Genomic DNA, 22212 nt, shown 5'->3' with positions numbered 1-22212 from the left:
GGGACATCGGATGCACGGCGCACCTTCGCGCCCGCGGCTCGCCCTGCACCCTCGTGGTGATCACACCCGGGTGACAAGACGAAAGCCGGGGGGAGTACGCGCAGTTGCACAGATGCGAAGCCGGAGGGCGGGCAGAGGGCGCCGAAGTGCCCGGTGTGGTCCCGGTTCCGGAGGAACGGCCGCTTCGTACGGCCCTGACACCCTCGTCGCGTACGCCCCCCGGACTCCCCCGGGCTCCGGCACCCGGGCGCCCGCACCCGCCGTGCGGCGGCGGCCGGGCCGCCTGATACTGCTCACGAGCGACGCTGGAGGCCGGCAATGGGGCGTTTCGACGGGAAGACCGCGGTGGTCACCGGTGGGACCAGCGGCATCGGGCTGGCCGCCGCCGAGCGACTGGCCGCGGAAGGCGCACACGTCTTCCTCACCGGCCGCCGGGAGCCGGAACTGCGCGGCGCGGTCGCGGCGATCGGCCCGGACAGGGCCACCGGTGTGCGCGGCGACGTCGCCGTCCCCGCCGACCTGGACCGGCTGTTCGCCCAGGTCGAGGCCGCCGGACGGCGCATCGACGTCCTCTTCGCCAACGCGGGCGGCGGCAGGCTGGCCCGCCTGGAGGACGTGACGGAGCAGGACTTCGACGACACCTTCGGGGCGAACGTGAAGGGCGTGCTCTTCACCGTCCAGAAGGCGCTGCCGCTCCTCAACGACGGCGCCTCGGTCATCCTCACCGGCTCGACGGCGGGCAGCGGCGGGGCCGAGGGGTTCACCGTCTACAGCGCCTCCAAGGCCGCCGTGCGCTCCTTCGCCAGGACCTGGGCCAACGAGCTCAAGGGCCGGGCCATCCGGGTGAACACCCTGAGCCCCGGACCGGTCGAGACCCCGGGGATCAACAGCCTGGCCCCCGAGCCCGAGCAGAACCGCCGCTTGCTGGACACCCTGGTCGGCACGGTGCCGCTCGGCCGCATGGGCCGGCCCGAGGAGGTCGCCGATGTGGTCGCCTTCCTCGCCTCCGACGAGAGCACCTTCGTCACCGGGGTGGAGCTCTTCGTCGACGGCGGCCAGCAGCAGGTGTGAGCCCGCTCCTCCTCCGCTCCCCCCGCTCCGCGAGGCCGCGTCTCAGGCCGTGAAGACCCAATGGTTCCGTGCCGTGCGGTCCGGATCCTCCGGTAAGGCGACGCTTGACACTCCCCGCAGGTCGACTTAGTTTCGTATCGACCACTACATAACTCGCCACCCCCACCCCCTCCTCGCGGCCTCCCGAACGGGGCACGAGGAATACCGGAGGGAGTCCCCTGCGGCGATATGTAACAGATCTTGTTACGCCGGGGGCCGTGGCGATCACTCATCGCGATTCGGAGCAACACCATGGGACAGCTTGACGGCAGGACCGCCATCGTCACGGGCGGCACCAGCGGCATCGGCCTGGCCACCGCGCGGCGGTTCGCCGCCGAGGGCGCACACGTGTTCGTCACCGGCCGCCGCAAGGACGCGCTCGACGCCGCCGTGGCGGAGATCGGACCCCGCGCCACCGGTGTCCACAGCGACGTCTCCGACCTGGCCGGTCTGGACCGGCTCTACGCCGCGGTCGCCCAGCAGGGGCGGCGCATCGACGTGCTCTTCGCCAACGCGGGCGGTGGCAGCTTCTCCACCCTGGAGCAGGTCACCGAGCAGCACTTCGACGAGATCTTCGCGACCAACGTCAAGGGCCTGCTCTTCACCGTGCAGAAGGCGCTGCCGCTGCTCAACGACGGTGCCTCGGTCATCCTCACCGGCTCCACCGCGGGCTCGGTCGGCAACGAGGCCTTCGGCGTCTACGGGGCGTCCAAGGCGGCGGTGCGCTCCTTCGCCCGGACCTGGGCAGCCGAGCTCAGGGGCCGCTCGATCCGGGTCAACTCCATCAGCCCCGGCACGATCGACACACCCGGCATCGACGGCCTCGCAGCCGACGCCGAGCAGAGGGCGCAGCTCAAGGGCTTCCTCGTGGGCCGGATCCCGCTCGGCCGGATGGGCCGGCCCGAGGAGGTGGCCGCCGCGGCACTCTTCCTCGCCTCCGACGAGAGCGCCTTCATCACCGGCATCGAGCTCTTCGTCGACGGCGGCACCAACCAGGTCTGACCGTCACCGAGGCCTCCCCGACCGCGGTGGGGAGGCCTCGGTGACAGCCGTACGCACCGGCACCACCGACACAGACGGGACACACGCGATGGACATGGGACGGACAGGGATCTGGAGCATCGAGCTGCGCACGGCCGATCCGGGAGCGATCGAGGACGCCGCAGCCGAACTCGACGCGATGGGCTGGGGTGCCTTGTGGATCCCGGGACTCGGCGGCGGCGACATCCTCGGCGACTCGGAACGCCTGCTCCGCGCCACCCGCACCGCGCGCGTCGCGGTCGGAGTGCTCAGCATCCGGCGCCACCGGGCAGCGGAGATGGCGGCGGGACACGCGCGGCTGCAGCAGCGTTACGGCCGCCGGCTCCTCCTCGGCCTCGGCGTCAGCGACGCGGCAGCCGCACGCGGCGCGGGGCATCCCTACCGGCCGCTGTCGGACATGGACGCCTACCTGGACGAGCTCGACGGAGCCCCGGCCCCCGTACCGGCCGAGGAGCGCGTCATGGCCGCGCTGGGGCCGAAGATGGTCCGGCTCGCGGGACGACGCACCGCGGGTGTGCACCCGTTCATGGTCACCCCCGAGCACTCGGCGGCGGCCAGGGAACTGCTCGGACCCGGCCCCCTCCTGGCGCCCTATCAGGCGGTCGTGCCGGAGCGCGACCCCGCCAGGGCCCGTGCCGCAGCCCGGGACTTCCTCGGGGCGTTCCTTGCCATGGACCACTACGCCCGCAGCCTGCTCCGCCAGGGCTTCACCGAGGACGACCTGGCCGGCGGCGGCAGCGACCGGCTCATCGACGCCGTCGTGGCCTGGGGCGACACCGAGGCCATCGGCGCCCGCGTCCGCGCCCAACACCAGGCCGGCGCCGATCACGTCTGCCTCCACGTCATCACCGCGGACTCCACCCTCCCGCTGGCGACGTGGCGGGAACTCGCCGCCCTCGCCCGCTGAACCAGGTGCCGGTCAGCGCCGCTGGGCGCGTGTGTCGCGGAGCACGTCGGCGATGGTCGGCCCGCTGTTGGCGCTCACGCCCGCGGACCTCCTCTTCGGCGGTGTCAGCCGGCCGCCGGCTCCGCGGGCCAGGCGCCCAGGGCGAGATCGACGACCCGGTGCAGTTCCGCACGGGTCGCGCCGCCCGCGGCCTGCACGGCGACGCCCTGGTACACCGCGATGAAGTAGCGGGCGAGATCGGCCGGATCGGCGTCTGCGGGCAGTTCCCCGTCCGCCCGAGCCTTCTCCAGCCGCAGCCGGAGCGCCGCCTCGCCGGCCGCCCGGCGGGCGGTGAGTTCCGCGCGCGCGGTCTCCGACCCGGGCGACGCCGCGAGGCCTCCCTGCACCGTGAGGCAGCCCGGAGGACAGTCGGGCCGGGTCGTGGCGTCCGCGGCGCCGTGCAGCAGCCGCTCGACGACGCGGCGCGCGTCGGGCTCGGCGAACGCCTCGCGGATGTAGCGGGCAGGGCCGTCGGCGTAGTGGTCGAGGACCCGCTTGAACAGCTCCTCCTTGTTGCCGAAGGCGCCGTACAGGCTCGGCGGGTTGATGCCCATGGCCCGGGTCAGATCGGAGATCCCGGTGCCCTCGTAGCCTTGGCGCCAGAACACCTCGAGCGCCCGGTCCAGCACCTCGTCGACGTCGAAGGCGCGCGGCCGTCCTCCCGCCATGGTGGCCTCCTGCCCGGCGATCTGTAACGACCGTTATGATACCGCGCCGGTCAGGGGCGCGGGAGGCGGGCCGGCGCGGCCCGCCCGATCCGCAGCAGCCCCGACGCGTCCATGCGGGTCTTGGCGAGGGACTCCATCCCCTGCAGGACGGCCGGCAGCAGCCGGCCGAGCTCACGCGGATCGGCCCCCGGATCCAGGTCTCCCTCCCGCTGCGCCTCCTTCACGCACACGGCGAGGAGGTCCTCGACCTCCCGGTAGGTCGTGCGGCACGTTCGACCACCTCCGGATCCCGGCCGTGCAGTTCGGAGGTGCTGTTGACCAGGAAGCCCCAGCGCTTCCCGGACCCCGTCGAGCTGCTCGGCGCGCTTGACCTAACGGTCCATGTACGCCCCCGTCCGTCGCCGGAGGGTTCGGCCGGCCCTCGGATCCACAAATTGCAAAAATCTTCAATTCGCTACATGATGATCCCGCTGTGCCGTCACGGGAAACGCGGGGCACGGCTGCGGGCCGTCCCCGGCAACCGGCCGGGGCGAGGGACGACGGGGCCGGTGTCTTCGCACGGTGACTTGGCTGGCAGGGCGAATCTGGGGCCCCGTACGCGCGTTGCTGCCCGCGCGCGGCGATCTGACGGCGATGCGGCGGCAGCCCCGTCGCGACCTGCTCGCCGGATTGACCGTGGCGGTGGTGGCCCTGCCGCTCGCGCTGGCGTTCGGAGTCTCCTCAGGGCTCGGGGCGGAGGCCGGACTGGCCACGGCTGTGGTCGCGGGGGCGGTGGCGGCCCTGTTCGGCGGATCGAACGTGCAGGTCTCCGGGCCGACCGGGGCGATGACCGTGGTGCTGGTCCCCATCGTCGCCCGGTACGGGCCCGGCGGGGTCCTGACCGTGGGCCTGATGGCCGGTGCGCTGCTCATCGGGCTGGCCCTGCTGCGCGCCGGCCGGTACATGCGCTACGTGCCGGCGCCCGTCGTGGAGGGCTTCACCCTCGGGATCGCGTGCGTGATCGGGCTGCAGCAGGTGCCGGCGGCCCTCGGGGTGCCCACGCCGGACGGCGAGAAGGCCGCGGCCGTGGCCCTGCGGGCCGTACGGGAGTTCCTGGCCCACCCCCACTGGGCGTCCCTCGCGCTTTCGGCGGCGGTGGCCGGCACCATCTTGGCGGGTGCCCGGTGGCGCCCGCGCGTGCCGTTCTCGTTGCCGGCCGTCGTCGTGGTCACGATCGCCGCCGAGGCCGCGGACCTGCCGGTGGCACGCATCGGGCACCTGCCGTACGGACTGCCCGCGCCTTCCCTGGGGTTCCTCGACCCGGGCGCGCTCCCCTCACTGCTGGCACCGGCCGTGGCGGTCGCGGCCCTGGCCGCCCTGGAGTCGCTGCTGTCGGCGACCGTCGCGGACGGGATGACGCGCGGACAGCGCCACGACCCGGACCGGGAATTGTTCGGCCAGGGCCTGGCGAACCTGGTCGTCCCGCTGTTCGGCGGGGTGCCGGCCACGGCGGCGATCGCCCGCACCGCCGTCAACGTCCGTACCGGGGCGGGCTCGCGCCTGGCCGCGCTGACCCACGCCGCCGTCCTGGCGGTGATCGTCTTCGTCGCCGCTCCGCTGGTGGGGAGCATCCCGCTGGCGGCGCTCGCAGGGGTGCTGCTCGCCACCGCGATCCGGATGGTCGAGGTCGGATCGCTGCGGGCGATGGCCCGGGCGACCCGCGCCGACGGCGCGGTCCTGCTGCTGACCGCAGCCGCGACGCTGGCCCTGGACCTGACGTACGCGGTCGTCATCGGGCTGGTGGTGGCCGGTGCCCTGGCGCTGCGCGCGGTGGCGCGGCAGGTCCGGCTGGATCGGGTGCCGCTGCACGAGGGTCCACCGGACGGGCACGGCGCCGGGGAACACGCCCTGCTCGCCGAGCACATCGTGGCCTTCCGCATCGACGGGCCCCTGTTCTTCGCCGCCGCCCACCGTTCCCTGCTCGAACTCACCGAGGTGGCCGACGTGTCGGTGGTCATCCTGCGGCTCTCCCGCGTCACCCACGTCGACGCCACCGGCGCCCTGGTCCTCAAGGACGCCATCGAGCGGCTGAACCGCCGCGGCATCACGGTGCTGGCGTCCGGCCTCCGGCCCGGACAGCGGCACGCGCTGGACGCGCTGGGCGTGCTGGACGCGCTGCGGGACGCGGACCTGGTGCACGCCACGGCCCCGGAGGCCGTCCGCGCGGCCCGCGCCCGGTTGCACCGGGCCGGTGTGCTGCGGGGGGAGGCCGCCGGATGAGTCCCGCGTCCCGCATGACCGACCTGACCGGGGCGGAGGCGCTGTGGCTGCTGGAAGGTGCCGGCAGCGGCCGCCTGGTGTACCCGCTGCGCGGCACGGTGGTCGTCCGCCCCGCCGTACACGTCCTGGAGTACGGAGCGCTCGTCGTCCGCGCACCCGTCCCGCTCACCGCGGTCACGCAGGGCGGCGACGTGACGTACCACTGCGACCGGTTCCACCGGGCCTCGGGCACCGGCTGGTCGGTCACGGCCACCGGACCGGCCCAGGACCTCGCCGACGCCCACGAGGCCGCCCACTACCGGCGCACGCTCACCGGCTGGGTCCACGGCCCGCACGACACCCTGCTGCGGATCCACCCCCTCACGCTCCAGGGGCACCGGCTCGGCGGCACCCGGTGACCGCTCGCGCCATGCTGCAGCGCCGCCATGTGCTGACCCTGCCGACGGCGCCCCTGTCCGTGACCGTGGCCCGCAGGACGGGCGAGTACGTCTACACCTCCTGGGGCGTCGGCCCGGGCGACGCGGTGCTGGGCCGGGCCCTGCTGATCCTCAGTGAACTGGTCGCGAACAGCGTCCGGCACGCCGCCGGGGTCTCCCCCAGCCTGGACGTCGTCTACGCGACGGGCGGCGGGGTGCTCGCCCTCGCCGTGTACGACCTGCATCCCCACCGGCCGGACCTGCTCCGGGCCGCCGCGACCGGAGGCGGGCTGGCCATGGTCGCCGAGGTCACCGCCGAATGCGGGGGCACCGCCGCGGTGCTCGCCGACCCCGGCACCGGCGGCAAGGGCATATGGGTCACCCTGCCGCTGCACACGGCGTGAACCCGTGGCCCCCTCACTTGGGAGCGTGCTGCCCCAGGTAGAACAGCAGGGTGATGAAGCCGGCGATGAAGTGGGTGACGAAGACGTAGACGAGGACGCGCAGCAGCACCGCCCGCTGCTTGTACTTCTCGCCGCTCGTGTCCCTACCGGAGCCGGTCCCGGCACTCACGCGGCGTCACCGGCCTTGCCGGGCGGGCCGGGCGTACGGACGGCGGAGCCTTCCTCGGTCTGCTTCAGCTCGGCCAGCAGGTCCTGCTGCCCGGTCAGCAGCTCCGTGAGGATCCTGCGGGCCGCCCGGAGCAGCTCCGCCACGTCGCCGCCCGCCAGCTCGTACACCACGGTGGAGCCGGTGCGCGTGGCGGTCACGATGCCGGAGCGGCGCAGTACGGCGAGCTGCTGGGAGAGGCTGGAGGGCTCGATCTCCATGGCGTTGAGGAGGTCCCGCACCGGCTTGGGCCCGTCCTGCAGGAGTTCCAGGACGCGGATGCGCACGGGGTGCCCGAGCATGCGGAAGAACTCCGCCTTGGCCTGGTAGAGCGGAACCTGCACCCGGACCACCCGTACCTTCTGGAGAGATTCGCCAATTGAAGAACTCTTCAATCCTAGCCCACCGTGATGCGGGGCCTGGCGCGAGGCCGGGGTGAGAGCCTGGCCTCCACGACCGCGACGCAGGAAGTGAGCATCAGTGACAGACGACGACCGCATGGGCCCGCCGCTGCTCGGCGGGGAGCGCGAGACGCTCCGGGCGTTCCTCGACTACCAGCGGGCCACGCTGGCCATGAAATGCCGGGGGCTCACGGACGAGGAACTGCGGCGGCAGTCGATGCCTCCGTCCACGCTCTCGCTGCTCGGGCTCGTCCGGCACATGGCGGAGGTGGAACGCGCCTGGTTCCGCAGGGTGTTCGAGGACAACGACGCGCCCATGGTGTGGTCCGACAGGATCGACTTCCAGGCGGCCTACGACGCGAGCGCGTCCACCCGCGCCGAGGCCTTCACGGCCTGGGAGGCCGAGGTGGCGAACTCCCGGCGGATCGAGGAGGCGGCCGGGTCCCTGGACCTGGCCGGGCACCAGCCGCGCTGGGGCGAGGACGTCTCCCTGCGGATGGTCATGGTGCACGTGCTCCTGGAGTACGGCCGTCACAACGGGCACGCGGACTTCCTCCGCGAGGGCGTCGACGGCACCGTAGGGGCCTGACCCGCCCCGCGCGCGGTCCGGGAACCGGGAGTCAGGGTGCCGACCGTCAGAAAACCGGCCGCATGTCCGCGCTGTAGAGGGTGCGGTAGTCGGGGACGACGACGCGCGTCGCGGGCGACTCGCGGCGGACCTGCGCGGTGAAGGCCCCGACGTCCGCCGACGGGTCGGGCCTCGGCTCCAGGTCCAGCGGCCGCTCGAAGTCGTCCCAGTGCACGGGCACGACGACGCCGGGGTCGCCGAGCGCCCGCAGCAACCGGGGGACGTACTGGTGCGTCGAGGCGCTGGTCGGTACGGCGACCATGGCCAGGTCCGGGCGCAGTCCCCGGGCCGCGCGCTCGCTGAAGTCACTGGCGCCCATCAGGAACGCCGAGGGCCCCTCGGCACCTGCCGTGACCTGGAAGGCGAGGGTGTCGCCCTCAGGAAGGTCGGCGATGGTCTCCGGGCGGGCCGGGGGCGGTGCGGCGTGCCTGCCGGGGGCGAAGTAGGAGTACCCCTTGTTACGGCTGTGCAGGCTCGCGACGACCTCCACCACGATGCCGTCGAAGTCCAGGACTTCCCCGCCCTTCACCACCGAGATCCGCGCCGGGTCGACGCCGAGGGCGACCAGCAGGTGGTACGTGGTCTCCGTGCCGACGACCCTGGCGCCGGTGGAGGCGGCGATGTACGGCACGTCGGCGAGGTGGTCCCAGTGCGAGTGGCTGACGAGGACGAGTTCGGGGCGGCCGACGCGCTCCCGGACCGCGGCCTCGTCGGTCCGCAGCCGGGTGGCGGGGTCGAAGGCCCCGGTGAAGAGCCCGGTGGGGAACCGTGTGACGTAAGGGTCGAAGAGCACGATCCGGCCGGAGACGTCGATGCGCCAGCCCGCGGTGCCCAGCCAGCGGAAGGTCGCCGCGCCGGCGTCCGGGGCCCCGCGCCGGGCCGCGGGTGCCGCCGCTGCCGCCGTGGGCACCGTGCCCGGCAGCAGCGGGGTGGCCGCAGAGAGCGCGGCGCCCCGCAGCATCGTGCGCCGTCCGAACCTCTTCACGTCTCGTGCGTCACTGTCGTCGCTCATGGCCTCAGGAGATCAAGGCAGGGGCGCCAGCGTCCAAGACCGGAATTCCGCATGCCTGATACGCGATCCGCTATGAGTGCAGGTCAGCGGTGGCCGGCCCGCAGGAAGTCCACGGCGATCCGGGCGGCGGCGCCGATCGCGGAGTCCACCGCGGGGCGTGCCGCGGTCAGTTCGCGGGTGCGGGCGAAGACGGCGACCGCGTAGCGCCCGCCGCCCGGGTGGCCGACGACCCCCGCCTCCAGGTGCAGACCGGGCAGCGTGCCGGTCTTGGCGGCCACCGTCACCTCGCCGGGGAAGCCGGAGACCATCCGGTGCCGGAAGACCTGCCGGCCCATCAGCTCCCTGACCCAGGCGCAGGCCTGCGGCGGGCCGGCCTCGTCACGCCAGATGAGCCCGAGGAGCCGGGTGATCTCCCGGGGTGTGCCGGCGTTGGTCCGCGTGGGGTCCAGGACGGCCAGCCGCCGCTTCCGGTCCTCCGGCAGGGCGGGCCAACGGGCCGCGAACTCGGCCTCGGTGCCGGCTCCGACGTCGGCGAGCATCGACTCCAGCACGTCCCGGGGGCCGCCCATGAGCCGGATGCCGGTGAGCCCGAGCTCCTCGGTGAGGAGCCGTACGGTGTCCAGTCCGATCCGGGCCAGCAGCAGGTCCGCCGCGGTGTTGTCGCTGACCGACATCGCGAAGTGGGCGAGATCGCGGAGCGAGAGTTCGACGTCGTCGGCGCATCCCGCCGTGCCCCAGCCGCCGAGCCGGTCGGCCGCGGTGACCCGTACGCGCTCACGGGGGTCGAGCTGGCCGGCGGCCACTTGGCGGGCGAACTCCAGCACCAGGAGGATCTTCACGACCGACGCGAGGACGACGGGCTCGTCCGCGCCGACGGCGACCTCGGCCGTGTCGCCGGCTCCCGCACCGACCGCCACGGCGTGCAGCAGCCCTTCGGCGCCCGCCGCCGCGAACACCTCCCGGATGTCCTCCTCGACCATCAACAGCCTCCTCGCGTAGGGTCCTTGATCGTGGATCTCTTGCGCCACCTGCGTATCTTCGTCGCCGTCGCGGAGGAACTGCACTTCGGCCGCGCCGCCGACCGGCTGGGCACGGCACAGCCGCCGGTCAGCCAGGCGGTGCGCGCGCTGGAGCGGGAGCTCGGCGCGGAGCTGTTCGACCGGTCGCGGCGCCGTACCGCGCTGACCTCGGCGGGGACGCTGCTGCTGGAGGAGGCGAGGGAACTCCTGACCCGTGAGGACCGCCTGCGGGCTCTGGCGCGGCGTGCCGCCGACGGGGGCCTGGGCACCCTGCGGGCGGCCGTGCCCACCGGCACCACGGCGGCGGTGGTCTCCGCGCTGCTCGCCGCGTGCACGGAGCACGCCGCGGGTCTGACGGTCGATCTGCGGGAGGCGACCACCGCGGAGCAGCTACGGCTCCTCGGTGCGGGCGGCCTCGACGTCGGCCTCGTCCACCGCCCGGTGGAGGCGGCCGGACTGCGCCTCGGCCCGGAGGTCGCCTTCGACCTGGGAGTCGTCCTCCCCCGTGCCTCGCCGGTGGCCCGCGGTCCGCAGGTGTCCCTCGCCGATCTGTCCGGCCAGGATCTCGTGGTGTTCCCGCGCGACGAGGCTCCCGGCTGGTACGACCGGCTGCTGGAGGGCTGCCGCGCGGCGGGCTTCGTCCCCGGCGGCGTCCGGCACGCCTCGAGCCCCGAGTTCCTGCTCGCCCTCGTCGCGGCGGGTGGCGGCGTCGCCTTCGACCAGGGCGCCGCGGCCCGCAGGGAGCCACGCGTGGCCTGGCGGCCGCTGTCCGGACGCCCCCTCGCCCGCCGGATCGGCGGCGCCTGGCCCGCCGGCCCCTCCGCGCACCCCGGGGCCCCGCGCTTCGCGGCGCTCGCCGCGCGCGTGCTGGCGCGGCACGGTGCGGTGGCCGACGAGCGCCGCCCAGGCCCGTCGGCCCCGCCGGACGGGCCGCCACGGCCGTGGTCGGTGGTGTTCGGCTGAGACGGCGACGTGCCCCGGGCACGGGCCGGGGTGGCCGATCACGCGGACGCCGGAGAAGCTGGGCGTACGGAAGCCCGTGAACGGACCGAGGTGATCACCGATGGCGGACGAGAGCGCGAACCATCCGGGTCTGATCGTCCCGGTCGGCCACGTCGAACCCGTCCCACGGCGCATCCGGGCGCTGGTCGGGGGCCGTACCGTTTTCGACACCCGGCGTGCCATGTACGTGTGGGAGTGGCCCGGCTATCCGCAGTACAGCATCCCGGTCAAGGACCTGACCGAGGGGGTGCTCACCGACGACGGCCGGGCCGGCCGGCTGGGCCCCGGCCCGGCACGCCGCCACTCGCTGCGCGTGGGCTCCGAGGTCCGCGAGGGCGCGGCCTGGGTCTGGGACGAGGGCGCCCCGGACCGGCTGCTGGGCACCGCGCGCTTCCGCTGGGAGGCCCTCGACGCCTGGTACGAGGAGGACGAGCAGGTCTTCGTCCACCCGCGGAGCCCCTACACCCGCGTGGACGCCCTGCGCTCCTCCAGCAGCGTCCGTGTGGAGATCGACGGCACCGTCCTCGCCGACGCGCCGCACGCGGTGACGCTGTTCGAGACCGGCCTGCCGACCCGCTACTACGTCGAGCGCGTGCACGTCGACTGGACCCGGCTGCGTCCCTCCGACACGGTCACGCGCTGCCCGTACAAGGGCACGACGAGCGGCTACTGGTCGTTCGACGGCGACGTCGCCACCCACAAGGACATCGCCTGGGCGTACGACTTCCCCACGGTCGCGTGCGCCCCCGTCGCGGGGATGGTCGCGTTCTACAACGAGCACGTGGACCTGTACGTCGACGGCGCGCCGCTCCCCCGCCCCACCGCGATGTCCCGGGCGGAGTGGGACCGGCGTCGCCTCGGAAAGCCCTGAGACGCCCGCGCCGGGCACGGCGGGCGGCGAATTAGGCTGGCCGCATGTCTCAGCAGGTCGAAGTCGTGCAATTGCTGGTGTCGCCCGCGCACCGGTACACGGGGCGGCCGTCGGAGGGACCGTCGGCGGCGCCGGACGGGGAGCTCGTGCGGAGCGCCGAGGTGCGGAGCGGGCTCGGCCTCGTGGGCGACCGCTACTACGCGCGGCCGGCCCATCGGAACGCCGCCGTCACCCTCATGGCGGCGGAGAGCCTGCCGCTGGACATCGCCCCGGAGACCGACCTGCGGCACACCCGCCGCAACGTGCTGCTCCGCGGCGTCGACATCGACGCTTACGTGGGCACGACCGTGTCCCTGGACACCGGGGCGGGGCCGGTCCTGTTCGCGGTGCGGCGCCCCGCCCGGCCCTGCGCCTGGATGGACGCCGTCATCGGTCCGGGGGCGCAGCGCGCGCTGCGCGGCAAGGGCGGGGTGCGGTGCACGCCGCTGAGCGACGGCGTGCTCACGCTGGGGCCGGCGGAGTTCCGGGTCGTGGAGGACGAGAGGGAGACCGCGTAGCGGGGGTGTGCCGGCCCCGTCACAAGGTGCCACGGGAACCGGATCACGCGGCCCGGCGTCGTTGCTGCGTGCGATCACTGAGGCGGGCGGATCACGGGCGGGCGGAACACGGGCGGGCGGATCAGGGGCGGATGGACGCGGCGGGGAACGGCCGCGGATGGCGCGGCCCGCGGCGGTGGGACGGGCTCCTGGTGGCGCTTCCGCTCCTGCTGGCGCTGCTGCTCGTGTGCCACGCCTCGGTGCCGAACGGCCCCGGCCGGTGGGGGAGCCTGCTGGAGACGTTCCTGCCGTGGCTGGGGCTCGGCGTCCCGTTGCTGCTGTGCGCGGCCCTGTTGCGGCGCTCGGGAGTCGCCCTGTGCGCGCTCCTGGTACCGCTCGCGGCCTGGCTCGCGGTCTTCGGTGATCCGCCGAGCCCGCGCGGCGGTTCCGGGTACGACCTCGTCGCGGTGCAGCACAACGTCAGTGACGAGAACGCGGATCCGGCGGGTACGGCCGGGCAACTGGTCGCGGCGGAACCGGACTTGATCGCCCTCCAGGAGCTGACGCCGTCCCTGCTGCCGGACTTCGGCGCTGTCCTGGACGCGGCGTACCCCCATCACGTGCGCTTCGGCACGGTCGGGCTGTGGTCCCGGTATCCCCTGGTGGACGGGCGCAGGATCGACATCCGGCCCGCGGACCTCGGGGAGGACTGGGACCGGGGCCTGCGGGCGACCGCCCGGATGCCGCAGGGGGACGTCGCCGTGTACGTGGCCCACCTGCCCTCGCTCCGCCTCGGCCCGTCCGGGTTCGGTTCCGGCAGGCGGGACGAGAGCGCGGCTCTCCTCGGCGCCGAGATCGCGGCCGAGCGGCTGGACCGGGTGATCCTGCTCGGAGACCTCAACGGCACGGTCGAGGACCGCGGGCTCGCCCCGCTCACCTCGCGGCTGGACGCCCCGGAGTCGGGGCTCGCGTTCAGCTGGCCGGGGCGGTTCCCGCTGGCCCGGATCGACCAGGTCCTGGCGCGGTCCGCGACGGTCTCGGACGTACGGACCCTGCCCGCGACCGGGAGCGACCACCTGCCCGTCGCGGCCCGCATCCGGTTCTGATCGCGGTCGGCCGAATCCCGTTCCCGGACATCGGGCCTGACGATCCGTCCGAGCTGGGGAGGGCATCGCCCCGCAGCCATGTCGGGGCACGGAAGAGCATCCTGACGATACGTCAGTGAATGTGGCATCGGACGCCCCGAGACTCCACCGCCCTGCTGACGCAAGATTAGCTGATGCTCGGTCACCCGGTTGGACATCTCTTCACATTTTTCTTATTCGGGCCATCACGCCGCACCTGACCTGCGCAAACGTCCCGGGCTGCGGCACGGCCCCACCCCATTCGGCCCTACCCGTCCGCCGCTCTCGGGGTGCGGAGCGGCTGCGGATGATCGCCATATAGGTCTCGAGGACGCGCTGGCAGTCGTGCCGGGGGCCACATCCCGCCTGCCCCGTCCACAAGGAGGTTCAGCTCCATGCGTGGTGCTCGCATCCTGGCGATGGCGACGATGACCGCTGCGGCGGTCGTCCTTCCGAACGCGCAGGCCTTCGCCGTGGTCGACGTCAACGTCGCCCAGAACGGACGCTCCGTCACCGTCACCGCCAATTCGGAGGTTTGCCAGGCGCCCGGCGCGATGGTGAACGCCAACGCCTTCCCGTCCGGCCTGCTGAGCAACGCCCTGTCCCTCAGCGCGGCGACCCCGGGCGGCCCCCTGACCGGCACGTTCACGATCCCCGACAACGCGCCGGCCAACACGTACACCATCACCGTCAGCTGCATGATCGGCCCGAAGTCCGACCAGGGCAGCGTCGGCACCCTCACCGTTCCGGCTACGACCAGCACGGAGGGTGACCGCGACGGCGGAACCACCACGGAGAACAACGGCACCAACACGAACAACACCACCACCAACAACACCAACAACACCAACAACGACGACGAGTACGGGGACGACTACGAGGACGACTACGGCAACTACGGCCGTGGCCACGGCCGCGACAAGTGCTCGTGGGGCGGGCAGGGCCGGGGCGGCCACGGCGGCCGGGGTGACGACCGCGGTGACGACGACAACGGCCGCGGCGGCTACGGCGACCAGGGTGGCAACGGCGACCGCGGCGGCTACGGCGACCGGGGCCGCGACCACGACCGCAAGTGCTACAAGAAGCGTCACCACGGCCACGACCGTGACAACGACCGGGACAACGACTACGGCAACGACAATGACAACGACAACAACGGCGGCGCGCCCGACACCGGCTTCGGCGGTTCGACCGGCATGAACACCGCCGAGAGCCTCACCGGCGCCTCCCTCCTCGCCGCCGCGGCGGCGGGCGGCGTGTTCCTCCTGCGCCGGCGTCGCACGCGGGGCGGCGAGGCCTGACCGTCCCGCATCCCCCGCGCACGGCACTCCGCCCCGGGCCCGCACACGGGCCCGGGGCGGGCTGCTGTCCGCCGCCGGCCGACCGTACGGTCCCGCCCCCGTCACGGCCCGGGCCCGCCCGCCCGCGGTTCACTCCACCGGGCTACGCGAACGCTCCCGCCGGACACGCTGCGTGGTGCACTGATCACGCACCGGAAGGTGAAGGAGAGACGTGGCGATGAAGGCAGCCCGGACCACCGGCCCCATATCCCCCGGACCCCGGCGCGGGCTCCACCACGCGGCGCTCGTCGCACTCTGGGCCTGCGCACTCCTGCTGACCGCCTGCACGGCCGGTCCGCCGGGGCGGAGCGCGGGGCACGGCCCCGCGGGGCCGCCGGGCACCGCCGCCGCGACCGTTCCTCCCGCACTGGCCGGCTACTACCGGCAGAGGCTCGACTGGAAACCCTGCGCGGACGAGCCGTCGTTCCAGTGCGCCACCCTGCGGGCCCCGCTGGACTACGCCCGTCCGTCGGCGGGCGACATCCGGCTGGCCGCCACCCGCAAGCAGGCCACCGGGACCGCCGCCCAGCGCATCGGGTCGCTGCTGTTCAACCCCGGCGGCCCCGGCGAACCCGCGATCACCTCGCTCTGGTCCTACGCCGGGACCTTCTCAGCGGCCGTACGGACCGCCTACGACCTGGTCGCGGTCGACCCGCGCGGGGTCGGCGACAGCACCCCGGTGCACTGCGGCACCGGTACGGCCGGCACCCCTGCGGGGGTGCGGGGCCTGCCCGGCGCTGACGCCCCGGACTTCGCCGCGGCCGACGAGGCGGCACGCGACACCGCCGCCGCGTGCGAGCGCGGCGCGGGGCGTCTGCTGTCCCACGTGGGCACGCTCGACTCGGCCCGGGACATGGAACTCGTGCGCGCCCTCCTCGACGACGAGCGGCTGCACTACCTCGGCTTCTCCTACGGCTCCTACCTCGGTGCGAGCTACGCCGACCTCTTCCCGTCCCACGTGGGCCGCATGGTGCTGGACGGCGCCGTCGACCCCACGCTCGACGGCGTCCACAGCCTCCTGGGCCAGGCCCGGGGCTACCAGATCGCCTGGGACTCCTTCGCCGCCGACTGCGCCGCCCGCCCGGCCTGCCCCGTGGGTCACTCCGCCGCCGAGGCAGGCCGCACCCTGGACGCCCTGGTCGAGGCCCTCGACCGGAGCCCGTTGCGGCAGGGCAAGGACGTCGTGGTCGACGGCGACGCCCTCATCAGCGCGGTCACCACGGCGCTCATGGCGCCCGCGTGGGAGAAGCTGCGCGCCGCGCTCGGCGAGGTGCGCTCCGGGGGCACCACCACCGTGCAGGAACTGGGCGGGGCCTTCGACGACTCCGGTTTCAGCGGTGACGCGTACGTCGCGATCAGCTGCCTCAGCGGCACCCTGGGACCACGGGCCACGCCCGCGCAGGCACGCGCGGCGTTCCCCGCGTTCGTCCGCGCCTCGCCCCGCTTCGGCACGTACTTCGCGGACCAGCTGTCGACCTGCGCCCACTGGCCGGTCCCCGCGGACCAGCCTGCCGGTGCCCTCACCGCATCCGGCGCCGCGCCGATCCTGGTCGTCGGCACCACCCGCGACCCGGCGACCCCCTACTCCGAAGCGCGGACCCTGGCCCGCCTGCTCTCCTCAGGCCGGCTCCTCACCTACGACGGCGACGGGCACACCGCCTACCTCAGGTCGGTCGGCTGCGTCGACGACGCCGTCGACGGCTACCTGACCCGGGGCCAGCTGCCGCCCGCCGGCACGGTCTGCGCCTGACGTCCCCGACAAGGGTTCGGGGGCGGCTCGGGGTGGACCCTGATGCCCCGGGGGCGGCGCGCAGGATGTGCTGGAGGCCCGCGCCATCACCCCCGCACACCAGGAGGAGCCCCATGCCCGTTCCGAGGGCGCTCGCATGAACCCCGGCGTGCTGTCCCTGGCGGCGGCCCTGCTGTCGGCGGTCTGCTATGCGACGGCGGCGGTCGCCCAGGAACGTACGGCCGCCGCCGGGCGGAAGCCGACGGGCGGCCTGTGGACCCTGGCGCTGGTGCTCCAGGCGGCCGGGGCGGGGCTGCACGCGGTCGCCCTGCGGTACGGGTCGCTGACCGTGGTCCAGGCACTGGGCGCGCTGACCCTCGTACTGGCGCTGCCGCTGCACGCGGCCCTCGGCCGGCGCCGCGTGCGGCCCCGGGAGCGGCGCGGGGCCGGGCTGACCGTCCTGGGGCTGGTCGCCCTTCTGCTGTCCACGGCGCCGCCCGGTACGGAACGGGCACTGGGTGGTGCCGAGTTGGTCCTGCCGGCCGCGATCACGGCGGCGGCAGCGCTGGCGCTGACCCGGGTCCCCTGGGGGGCCGACCGCTCCGTGGTGCGCGCGCTGCGCTTCGCGACGGCGGCGGGCGCGGCGTTCGGGATCGCCTCGTGCCTGACCCAGGGCCTGGCGGTGCACCTGGCCGCGAGCGGGCTCGGAGCGGCCGTCGCCGACCCGATGCTCCTGGCGGCGGCCGGCTGCACCGGTGTCCTGGCGATCGCGGGGATGGTGTGGTCGCAGGAGGCGTACCGGGGTGGGCTGGGCGTCGCGCTGGCAGCGGTCACGCTGGCGAACCCCCTGGTCGCGGGGTGCGTCGGTGTCCTGCTGCTCGGCGAGGGTTTCCGGGGCGGCTCGGTGGGCCTGGCGGTGGCCCTGGCGGGGGCGGTGGCGGCGGGGCGGGGCGTGGTGGTCCTGTCCCGGCCGGCGCCCCCCGCGGGCCGTACGCACCGGGTCCCCGGTCCACGGGCGGCGTCGCCCGCGGTCGCCGACTAGTCGGCGGCCAGGGAAGCGAATTCCCGGCGGGCGGTGGCCCCGTGGGTGCAGCATGTCGGCAGTCCGGTCGAGGCCGGGCCGCGCGCCTCGTCCGAGGGGGGTCCCATGTTGCTCTGCACCTGTCCTGCCGTGCTGCCGTCCCGGTGCCGCCCGTGCGCGCACACCCTTCCGCGGCTGGCCGCCTCCGCGCTGATGGTGCTCGCCGTACTCGTCTCGGCCTGCGCGGGGTTCGCCGTGCACCGGGCTGAGCGCGCGCAGGCCCTGGCCGAACGGGGCCACCGGCACCTCGTGGAGGGCACCGTGCTGACCTCGACGGGGCCGGTCTTCCATGAGCACGGCATGCGGTCGTTACCGCCGGTGAGCGCCGGCTGGGAGTACCCGCACGGCCGTTCGCACACCGGACGGGTCCCGGTGGGGCGGCCCGTCGAGGCGGGCGAGCCGGTACGGATCTGGGTGGACGACCGGGGCTCACCGGCGCGCGAACCCCGCAGTACGGCCGGAGCGCGGGGCGCGGGCCTGGTGCTGGGCGCCACGTGCTTCCTGCTGTGGTCGGCCGTGGCCTGGGGCGTGCACCATGCCGTGGGCGCCCTCGTGCTGCGCGGGCCGCTGAGGGCGTGGGAGCGGGAGTGGGCACGCGTCGAGCCGGTGTGGTCCGGCCGGGAACGCTGACCGGCGTCAGCGGAAGAGCCGCAGGACCCGCAGGCCTCTGACGTGGTCCTCGCCGGGGCCGGCCCTGAGTTCCTCCGGGGGTTTCCAGTCGGCGTGCAGGGCGGCCCAGAAGTCGGTCCACGCCTGGGTCTCCGTCGGCCCGCGCCCGACCGCGTCGGTTCCCGGACAGGTGACCACGTAACCGTCGCCGTCCTGCCGGATCGTCACCGCTGGCTCGACCATGGCCACCTCGCGTCCCGGTGCACCTGAATCACGTCAAGGGTCACCCGGTCGGCGCCGACGCGCAACAGCGCTCCGCGTGGGCCGTTCGGGGGACCCGGCAGCGGCCCGCGCGGAGCGCCGTCACCCGGCCAGGGCCACGCGGCGGAAGCCCTCGGCGAGGTAGCGCAGCCGCCTCACCACGTAGGCGAAGACCGGGCGGAAGGCCGGGACGGTGCTCCCCGGCCGGTAGGACGTGTCGCTCATCTCGGGCGACCCTTCTGGACGTGCACGGTGTGCGTCGGGGGTGGGTGTCAGTACGGGAGGGGCTTTCCGGACGGTGTCCGCAGGTCTATCGGAGGGCGCGACGGCGCCGGCTTCTTCGGTCGCTGGACGCGGATGCGGCGCATGGTCATCACTCCTTCGGAAACGCGGCCCGTGGTGGGCGGACCCTTCCAGTCCTACGCCGTGGGCACTGCTGCCCGCGTCAGGGAACGTCCCTGAAGCCACCCCTATGCCCGGCTTGTCCCTCCTCCCATGGGGTGAGTCACGCGTCAGGGTGCGTCGTGGCTGCTCAGGGGGGTCGCGGGGCGTAAACGGAGATTTCCCTCACAAGCGGCCAAACCGGTAATACAGCCAGCCGTCCGTGCGATCACCGAGGTCATCAGCGGGGAGTTCGGCATCTCACGGCACGCCGTGTCCCAGCGCCTGAGGGTCCCGCGGGAGAACGGCTTCGCCGTCGTGCGGGCGGAGGGGACCCGGAGGCTCCACGCCGTCCAGGCGGCGCCGCTGCGCGAGGTCGACGCGTGGCCGGAGCGCTTCCGCGGCTTCCGGGAGCAGCCACGAGATCAACGCCGTCCACCGCTCGACCGGCAGCCGGGCGGCCTCCGGCGAGGAGGCGCGCACGGTGCTGCCGCGCCGTACGTACGGCGCCCCGGTCGAGGACGTGTGGGACGCCCGCACTCCCCGTCGGCGTTGCCCCGCAGCTGGTACCGGCCGCCGAGCCGCAGATCGCCGGTGACCGGCAGGAACCGCGGCCGCCGCGGTCACCGGCCACGACCGGCTTCTGCGTCCCGGCACGGCCCGCGTAGCCCGTCCCCCCGGTGCGGGGTTTGCCCCGCCCGACCTCTCGGTTTAAAGTCGAAACCGGGAGAGGGCGATGCAGAAGAAGGACTTCAGTGACGGACCGTGCCCGGTCGCGCGGACCCTGGGCGTCGTCGGCGACTGGTGGTCGCTGCTGATCGTCAGGGACGCGCTCAACGGGGTGCGCCGGTTCAACGACTTCCACCGCAGCCTGGGCTGCGCCAAGAACATCCTGAGCAGCCGCCTCACCAAGCTGGTGGAGCACGGGGTGCTGCGCACGGTGCCCGCCTCGGACGGGAGTCCGTACCGGGAGTACGAACTCACCGAGGAGGGCAAGGCCCTGCGGCTCGTGCTGCTCGCCCTGCGCCAGTGGGGCGAGGCCAACCTCTTCGAGCCCGGGGAGGAGCGGACCACCGTCGTGGACCGGGCGACCGGTCGCCCGGTGGCCCCGCTGGGGATGCACGACGCCGACGGCCGGCCGCTCGGGCCCGACGACGTCGAGTTGCGGACGCCGGCGCTCTGACGACCCGCGGGGTGCCGGACCGCGACGGGGGAAACGCGGTCCGGCACCCGCACCGCACGCCTGTCCGCGATGGTGCGGTTCATGCGCACCAGGACGCGCCCGGTGCGCATGGCCCACACGCCGCGTTCAGTGAGGACGGGCCGCCGGCTCCAGGACGAAGACCGGGATCTCGCGGTCGGTCTTCTTCTGGTAGTCCGCGTAGTCGGGGAACGCCTCGACGGCCCGGTCCCACCACAGGACCTTCTCCTCGCCGGACACCTCACGCGCCGTCATGTCCTGGCGCCGGGGCCCGTCCTGGAGCTCGACCCGGGGGTCGGAGACCACGTTGTGGTACCAGACCGGGTTCTTGGGGGCGCCGCCCAGCGAGGCGACCACGGCGTACTGTCCTCCGTGCTCCACCCGCATCAGGGGGGTCTTGCGGATCTTCCCGCTCTTCGCGCCGCGGGTCGTCAGGATGACCACGGGCAGGTCCCGCATCGTGGTCCCCTCGGTGCCCCCGGAACTCTCGTACCGCTCGACCTGCTCGCGCGCCCACGTCTGCGGGCTCGGTTCGTACTCGCCCTCCAATGGCACGGGCTCCTCCTCGGTCTCGGTGGTGCTGTCGCGCCCCATCCTCCCCTGCCCGCCACCTCGTTGCGACGCACACCCCACCGCGTGCGGGCGCTCACCCGGCCACGTCGTGCAGCAACGGCCGCAGCGGGTGAGCAAGTTCGGCCGGGTGCCTGCGGTGACGTCCGGTTCGAGCGCCGCCATGCCCCGTCGAAGGCCCGGACGAACCGGGCACGCACCTTGCCGGGATCCGAGCTCACCGAAAGGAACGGGAGGCTCGTGGACGATGGCCGCCCGTACCGTCTCCGGGTGGCGCAGCGCGAGCTTGGGCAGGATCACCGCCCCGCTCCCGGCCCCCGGGACGGCCGCCACGCCGAGGCCGAGGCCGCGGAGCGGCCCGGCGGCGTCGTCGGCCTGCCCGTCGACGGACGTCGAGGTCCGTCGCGGCGGACGCCGACTGCGCGGGTTCCCCCTGCGGTCGTAGGAGACGACGGTGAACTCCTCGGCGAGCGCCTCGGCCGTCCTGGTCCACGCACCCGCGTCGCCGCCTGCCCCGGAGATGCACACGAGGGGCGGCCCCTGGCCGCGGCGCTCCCCCGGCGTGGGCCGTCCGGGTGAGGCGGCCGCGAAGAGGTCGCCGCAGCTCGGCTGCCACGCACCCTCTGGTGGCGGTATGTCACGAGAAGCGCTTTTTGCCCGGTGGTGATTTGCTGCGCATGGCGGCGGACCGGTTCTGGGAGCCCCCTCCACGGAGCCGCCGTCCCATCCCTTTCCCGTCACAGCTCAAGGAGGAGCTTGATGTCGGTCTACACCCCCCAGCAGTACGGTCAGCAGCTGCAGCAGCCGCACTGGCAGCAGTCCGGTCAGCAGCAGTCGCAGCCGTGGGCAGGCCAGCAGGGCTACGGGCAGCAGGGCATCGGCCAGCCGTTCATGGGTCTGCAGGGCTACGGGCAGCAGCACTTCGGCCAGCCCGGCATCGGGCAGGGCCAGCAGCAGCTGCCGCTGCTGGTGACCGAGCTGTCGCTGCGCTGTGCGGCCACCGCGGTCAACGCCGTGGTCGAGCAGGTGCGCATCGACCCGCAGATCATGATGGGCATCCAGGCGCAGGGCCAGATCCCCCCGCATGCCTGGAGCAGCGTGCTCACCGAGTGCGCCCGCCGCATCGCGCCGGTCGTGCACAGCGCGCTGAGCCAGATCGCCCAGGGCCAGTCCCCGTTCGGCCAGTACGGCCAGCAGTTCGGCCAGCAGTTCAGCCAGTACGGCCAGTTCCCGGGTCAGTTCCAGAACGGTCAGTTCCAGAACGGCCAGTCCCCGTACGGGCAGTCGCCGTACGGGCAGCACGTCGGTCAGATGCCGCTCGGCATCTGAGCGGTCTCCCGGTCGGCCGGGGCGGCCCCAGAGGTGGCCCCACCCGACCCGGCAGTGCGGGCGCCGCGG

General features: G+C 74.1%; 27 protein-coding genes and 1 pseudogene. 17 read left to right on the top strand and 11 right to left on the bottom strand.

The genetic code is table 11. The features are described 5' to 3' along the window. Positions 1-318 precede the first annotated feature (318 nt). The 3 genes from ACFV3E_RS24160 (at position 319) to ACFV3E_RS24150 (ending at position 3058) form a co-directional block, all read left to right on the top strand. Positions 319-1071, top strand: coding sequence for an SDR family NAD(P)-dependent oxidoreductase (locus ACFV3E_RS24160; RefSeq protein ID WP_500536511.1), 753 nt, complete (start codon positions 319-321; stop codon positions 1069-1071). Positions 1072-1362: 291 nt separating this feature from the next. Beyond that, the gene (locus tag ACFV3E_RS24155; protein ID WP_500536510.1) at positions 1363-2112 is read left to right on the top strand and encodes a glucose 1-dehydrogenase; all 750 of its coding nucleotides are present in this window, start codon (positions 1363-1365) and stop codon (positions 2110-2112) included. A gap of 88 nt (positions 2113-2200) precedes the next feature. Then, on the top strand, positions 2201-3058 hold the full coding sequence (locus ACFV3E_RS24150; RefSeq protein ID WP_500536519.1) for a TIGR03620 family F420-dependent LLM class oxidoreductase: 858 nt from the start codon (positions 2201-2203) through the stop codon (positions 3056-3058). 104 nt (positions 3059-3162) lie between these two features. Here ACFV3E_RS24150 and ACFV3E_RS24145 read toward each other — a convergent pair whose 3' ends face one another. Next, entirely contained in the window at positions 3163-3765 is a 603-nt protein-coding gene (locus ACFV3E_RS24145) for a TetR/AcrR family transcriptional regulator (RefSeq protein WP_500536509.1), read from the bottom strand. A 50-nt stretch (positions 3766-3815) separates the two neighbouring features. Further along, entirely contained in the window at positions 3816-3995 is a 180-nt protein-coding gene (locus ACFV3E_RS24140; RefSeq protein ID WP_500536508.1) for a hypothetical protein, read from the bottom strand. 403 nt (positions 3996-4398) lie between these two features. On the opposite strand from ACFV3E_RS24140, the gene ACFV3E_RS24135 reads away from it, so the two are divergent. From ACFV3E_RS24135 to ACFV3E_RS24125, 3 genes are read left to right on the top strand one after another with little or no spacing between them, the layout of a single operon-like run. Further along, positions 4399-6024 carry a SulP family inorganic anion transporter gene (locus tag ACFV3E_RS24135; RefSeq protein ID WP_500536518.1) on the top strand — a complete coding sequence of 542 codons (1626 nt, stop codon included), beginning with the start codon at positions 4399-4401 and terminating at the stop codon, positions 6022-6024. Beyond that, positions 6021-6422, top strand: a complete 402-nt coding sequence (locus ACFV3E_RS24130) for a pyridoxamine 5'-phosphate oxidase family protein (protein WP_500536507.1) — start codon at positions 6021-6023, stop codon at positions 6420-6422. The genes ACFV3E_RS24135 and ACFV3E_RS24130 overlap by 4 nt, the downstream gene beginning before the upstream one ends. An 11-nt stretch (positions 6423-6433) precedes the next feature. Then, positions 6434-6844: an ATP-binding protein gene (locus tag ACFV3E_RS24125; protein WP_500536506.1), complete on the top strand. Its 411-nt coding sequence runs from the start codon at positions 6434-6436 to the stop codon at positions 6842-6844. Positions 6845-6857: 13 nt separating this feature from the next. On the opposite strand, the gene ACFV3E_RS24120 is transcribed toward ACFV3E_RS24125, so the two are convergent. Together ACFV3E_RS24120 and ACFV3E_RS24115 are read right to left on the bottom strand one after the other, a co-directional pair. Continuing rightward, positions 6858-7013 (bottom strand): DUF6126 family protein, encoded by a 156-nt coding sequence (locus tag ACFV3E_RS24120; protein WP_500536505.1) that lies wholly within the window; start codon positions 7011-7013, stop codon positions 6858-6860. Further along, the gene (locus ACFV3E_RS24115) at positions 7010-7393 is read right to left on the bottom strand and encodes an ArsR/SmtB family transcription factor (RefSeq protein ID WP_500536504.1); all 384 of its coding nucleotides are present in this window, start codon (positions 7391-7393) and stop codon (positions 7010-7012) included. The genes ACFV3E_RS24120 and ACFV3E_RS24115 overlap by 4 nt, the downstream gene beginning before the upstream one ends. Positions 7394-7529: 136 nt before the next feature. Between ACFV3E_RS24115 and ACFV3E_RS24110 the strand changes: the two genes are divergently transcribed. After that, positions 7530-8039 (top strand): DinB family protein, encoded by a 510-nt coding sequence (locus ACFV3E_RS24110; RefSeq protein ID WP_500536503.1) that lies wholly within the window; start codon positions 7530-7532, stop codon positions 8037-8039. A 46-nt stretch (positions 8040-8085) separates the two neighbouring features. Here ACFV3E_RS24110 and ACFV3E_RS24105 read toward each other — a convergent pair whose 3' ends face one another. Together ACFV3E_RS24105 and ACFV3E_RS24100 are read right to left on the bottom strand one after the other, a co-directional pair. Beyond that, positions 8086-9090, bottom strand: a complete 1005-nt coding sequence (locus tag ACFV3E_RS24105; RefSeq protein ID WP_500536502.1) for an MBL fold metallo-hydrolase — start codon at positions 9088-9090, stop codon at positions 8086-8088. A gap of 83 nt (positions 9091-9173) precedes the next feature. Then, positions 9174-10070: a serine hydrolase gene (locus ACFV3E_RS24100; protein WP_500536501.1), complete on the bottom strand. Its 897-nt coding sequence runs from the start codon at positions 10068-10070 to the stop codon at positions 9174-9176. Positions 10071-10100: 30 nt separating this feature from the next. Between ACFV3E_RS24100 and ACFV3E_RS24095 the strand changes: the two genes are divergently transcribed. The 8 genes from ACFV3E_RS24095 (at position 10101) to ACFV3E_RS24060 (ending at position 18422) form a co-directional block, all read left to right on the top strand. Beyond that, on the top strand, positions 10101-11072 hold the full coding sequence (locus ACFV3E_RS24095) for a LysR family transcriptional regulator (RefSeq protein ID WP_500536500.1): 972 nt from the start codon (positions 10101-10103) through the stop codon (positions 11070-11072). Positions 11073-11172: 100 nt separating this feature from the next. Further along, positions 11173-11982 carry a DUF427 domain-containing protein gene (locus tag ACFV3E_RS24090; protein ID WP_500536499.1) on the top strand — a complete coding sequence of 270 codons (810 nt, stop codon included), beginning with the start codon at positions 11173-11175 and terminating at the stop codon, positions 11980-11982. Between the two features lie 44 nt (positions 11983-12026). Next, complete coding sequence (locus tag ACFV3E_RS24085) at positions 12027-12539, top strand: molybdenum cofactor biosysynthesis protein (RefSeq protein WP_500329551.1); 513 nt, start codon at positions 12027-12029, stop codon at positions 12537-12539. A 131-nt stretch (positions 12540-12670) separates the two neighbouring features. Next, positions 12671-13624 (top strand): endonuclease/exonuclease/phosphatase family protein, encoded by a 954-nt coding sequence (locus ACFV3E_RS24080; RefSeq protein ID WP_500536498.1) that lies wholly within the window; start codon positions 12671-12673, stop codon positions 13622-13624. Between the two features lie 413 nt (positions 13625-14037). After that, positions 14038-14943 (top strand): hypothetical protein, encoded by a 906-nt coding sequence (locus tag ACFV3E_RS24075; RefSeq protein WP_500536497.1) that lies wholly within the window; start codon positions 14038-14040, stop codon positions 14941-14943. Positions 14944-15160: 217 nt separating this feature from the next. Further along, a complete protein-coding gene (locus tag ACFV3E_RS24070) occupies positions 15161-16732 on the top strand; it encodes an alpha/beta hydrolase (protein WP_500536496.1) in 1572 nt (523 codons plus the stop codon). 136 nt (positions 16733-16868) lie between these two features. Then, positions 16869-17753: a DMT family transporter gene (locus tag ACFV3E_RS24065; protein WP_500536495.1), complete on the top strand. Its 885-nt coding sequence runs from the start codon at positions 16869-16871 to the stop codon at positions 17751-17753. A 105-nt stretch (positions 17754-17858) separates the two neighbouring features. Beyond that, the gene (locus ACFV3E_RS24060) at positions 17859-18422 is read left to right on the top strand and encodes an Rv1733c family protein (protein ID WP_500536494.1); all 564 of its coding nucleotides are present in this window, start codon (positions 17859-17861) and stop codon (positions 18420-18422) included. 6 nt (positions 18423-18428) lie between these two features. Here ACFV3E_RS24060 and ACFV3E_RS24055 read toward each other — a convergent pair whose 3' ends face one another. From ACFV3E_RS24055 to ACFV3E_RS24045, 3 genes are all read right to left on the bottom strand, one after another. Further along, positions 18429-18644 (bottom strand): hypothetical protein, encoded by a 216-nt coding sequence (locus tag ACFV3E_RS24055; protein WP_499509473.1) that lies wholly within the window; start codon positions 18642-18644, stop codon positions 18429-18431. Positions 18645-18764: 120 nt separating this feature from the next. After that, complete coding sequence (locus tag ACFV3E_RS24050; RefSeq protein WP_500329562.1) at positions 18765-18887, bottom strand: hypothetical protein; 123 nt, start codon at positions 18885-18887, stop codon at positions 18765-18767. A 417-nt stretch (positions 18888-19304) separates the two neighbouring features. Then, entirely contained in the window at positions 19305-19583 is a 279-nt protein-coding gene (locus tag ACFV3E_RS24045; RefSeq protein ID WP_500536493.1) for a hypothetical protein, read from the bottom strand. Positions 19584-19779: 196 nt separating this feature from the next. Between ACFV3E_RS24045 and ACFV3E_RS24040 the strand changes: the two genes are divergently transcribed. Then, positions 19780-20226 carry a winged helix-turn-helix transcriptional regulator gene (locus ACFV3E_RS24040; protein WP_500536492.1) on the top strand — a complete coding sequence of 149 codons (447 nt, stop codon included), beginning with the start codon at positions 19780-19782 and terminating at the stop codon, positions 20224-20226. Between the two features lie 126 nt (positions 20227-20352). Here ACFV3E_RS24040 and ACFV3E_RS24035 read toward each other — a convergent pair whose 3' ends face one another. Continuing rightward, positions 20353-20799: a nitroreductase family deazaflavin-dependent oxidoreductase gene (locus ACFV3E_RS24035; RefSeq protein ID WP_500536517.1), complete on the bottom strand. Its 447-nt coding sequence runs from the start codon at positions 20797-20799 to the stop codon at positions 20353-20355. Between the two features lie 252 nt (positions 20800-21051). Beyond that, a pseudogene (locus ACFV3E_RS24030) lies at positions 21052-21342 on the bottom strand (alpha/beta fold hydrolase); the annotation flags it as partial. A 231-nt stretch (positions 21343-21573) separates the two neighbouring features. Here ACFV3E_RS24030 and ACFV3E_RS24025 point away from each other — a divergent pair. Further along, positions 21574-22143 (top strand): hypothetical protein, encoded by a 570-nt coding sequence (locus tag ACFV3E_RS24025; protein WP_500371831.1) that lies wholly within the window; start codon positions 21574-21576, stop codon positions 22141-22143. The last annotated feature ends 69 nt before the right edge of the window (positions 22144-22212 follow it).

The sequence above is a fragment of the Streptomyces sp. NPDC059718 genome (assembly GCF_042733315.1).
In the GTDB taxonomy this organism is placed as follows: Bacteria; Actinomycetota; Actinomycetes; order Streptomycetales; family Streptomycetaceae; genus Actinacidiphila.
The sequence above is the reverse complement of the archived record's forward strand: the minus strand, read 5'-3'. Positions and strand labels throughout refer to the sequence as shown.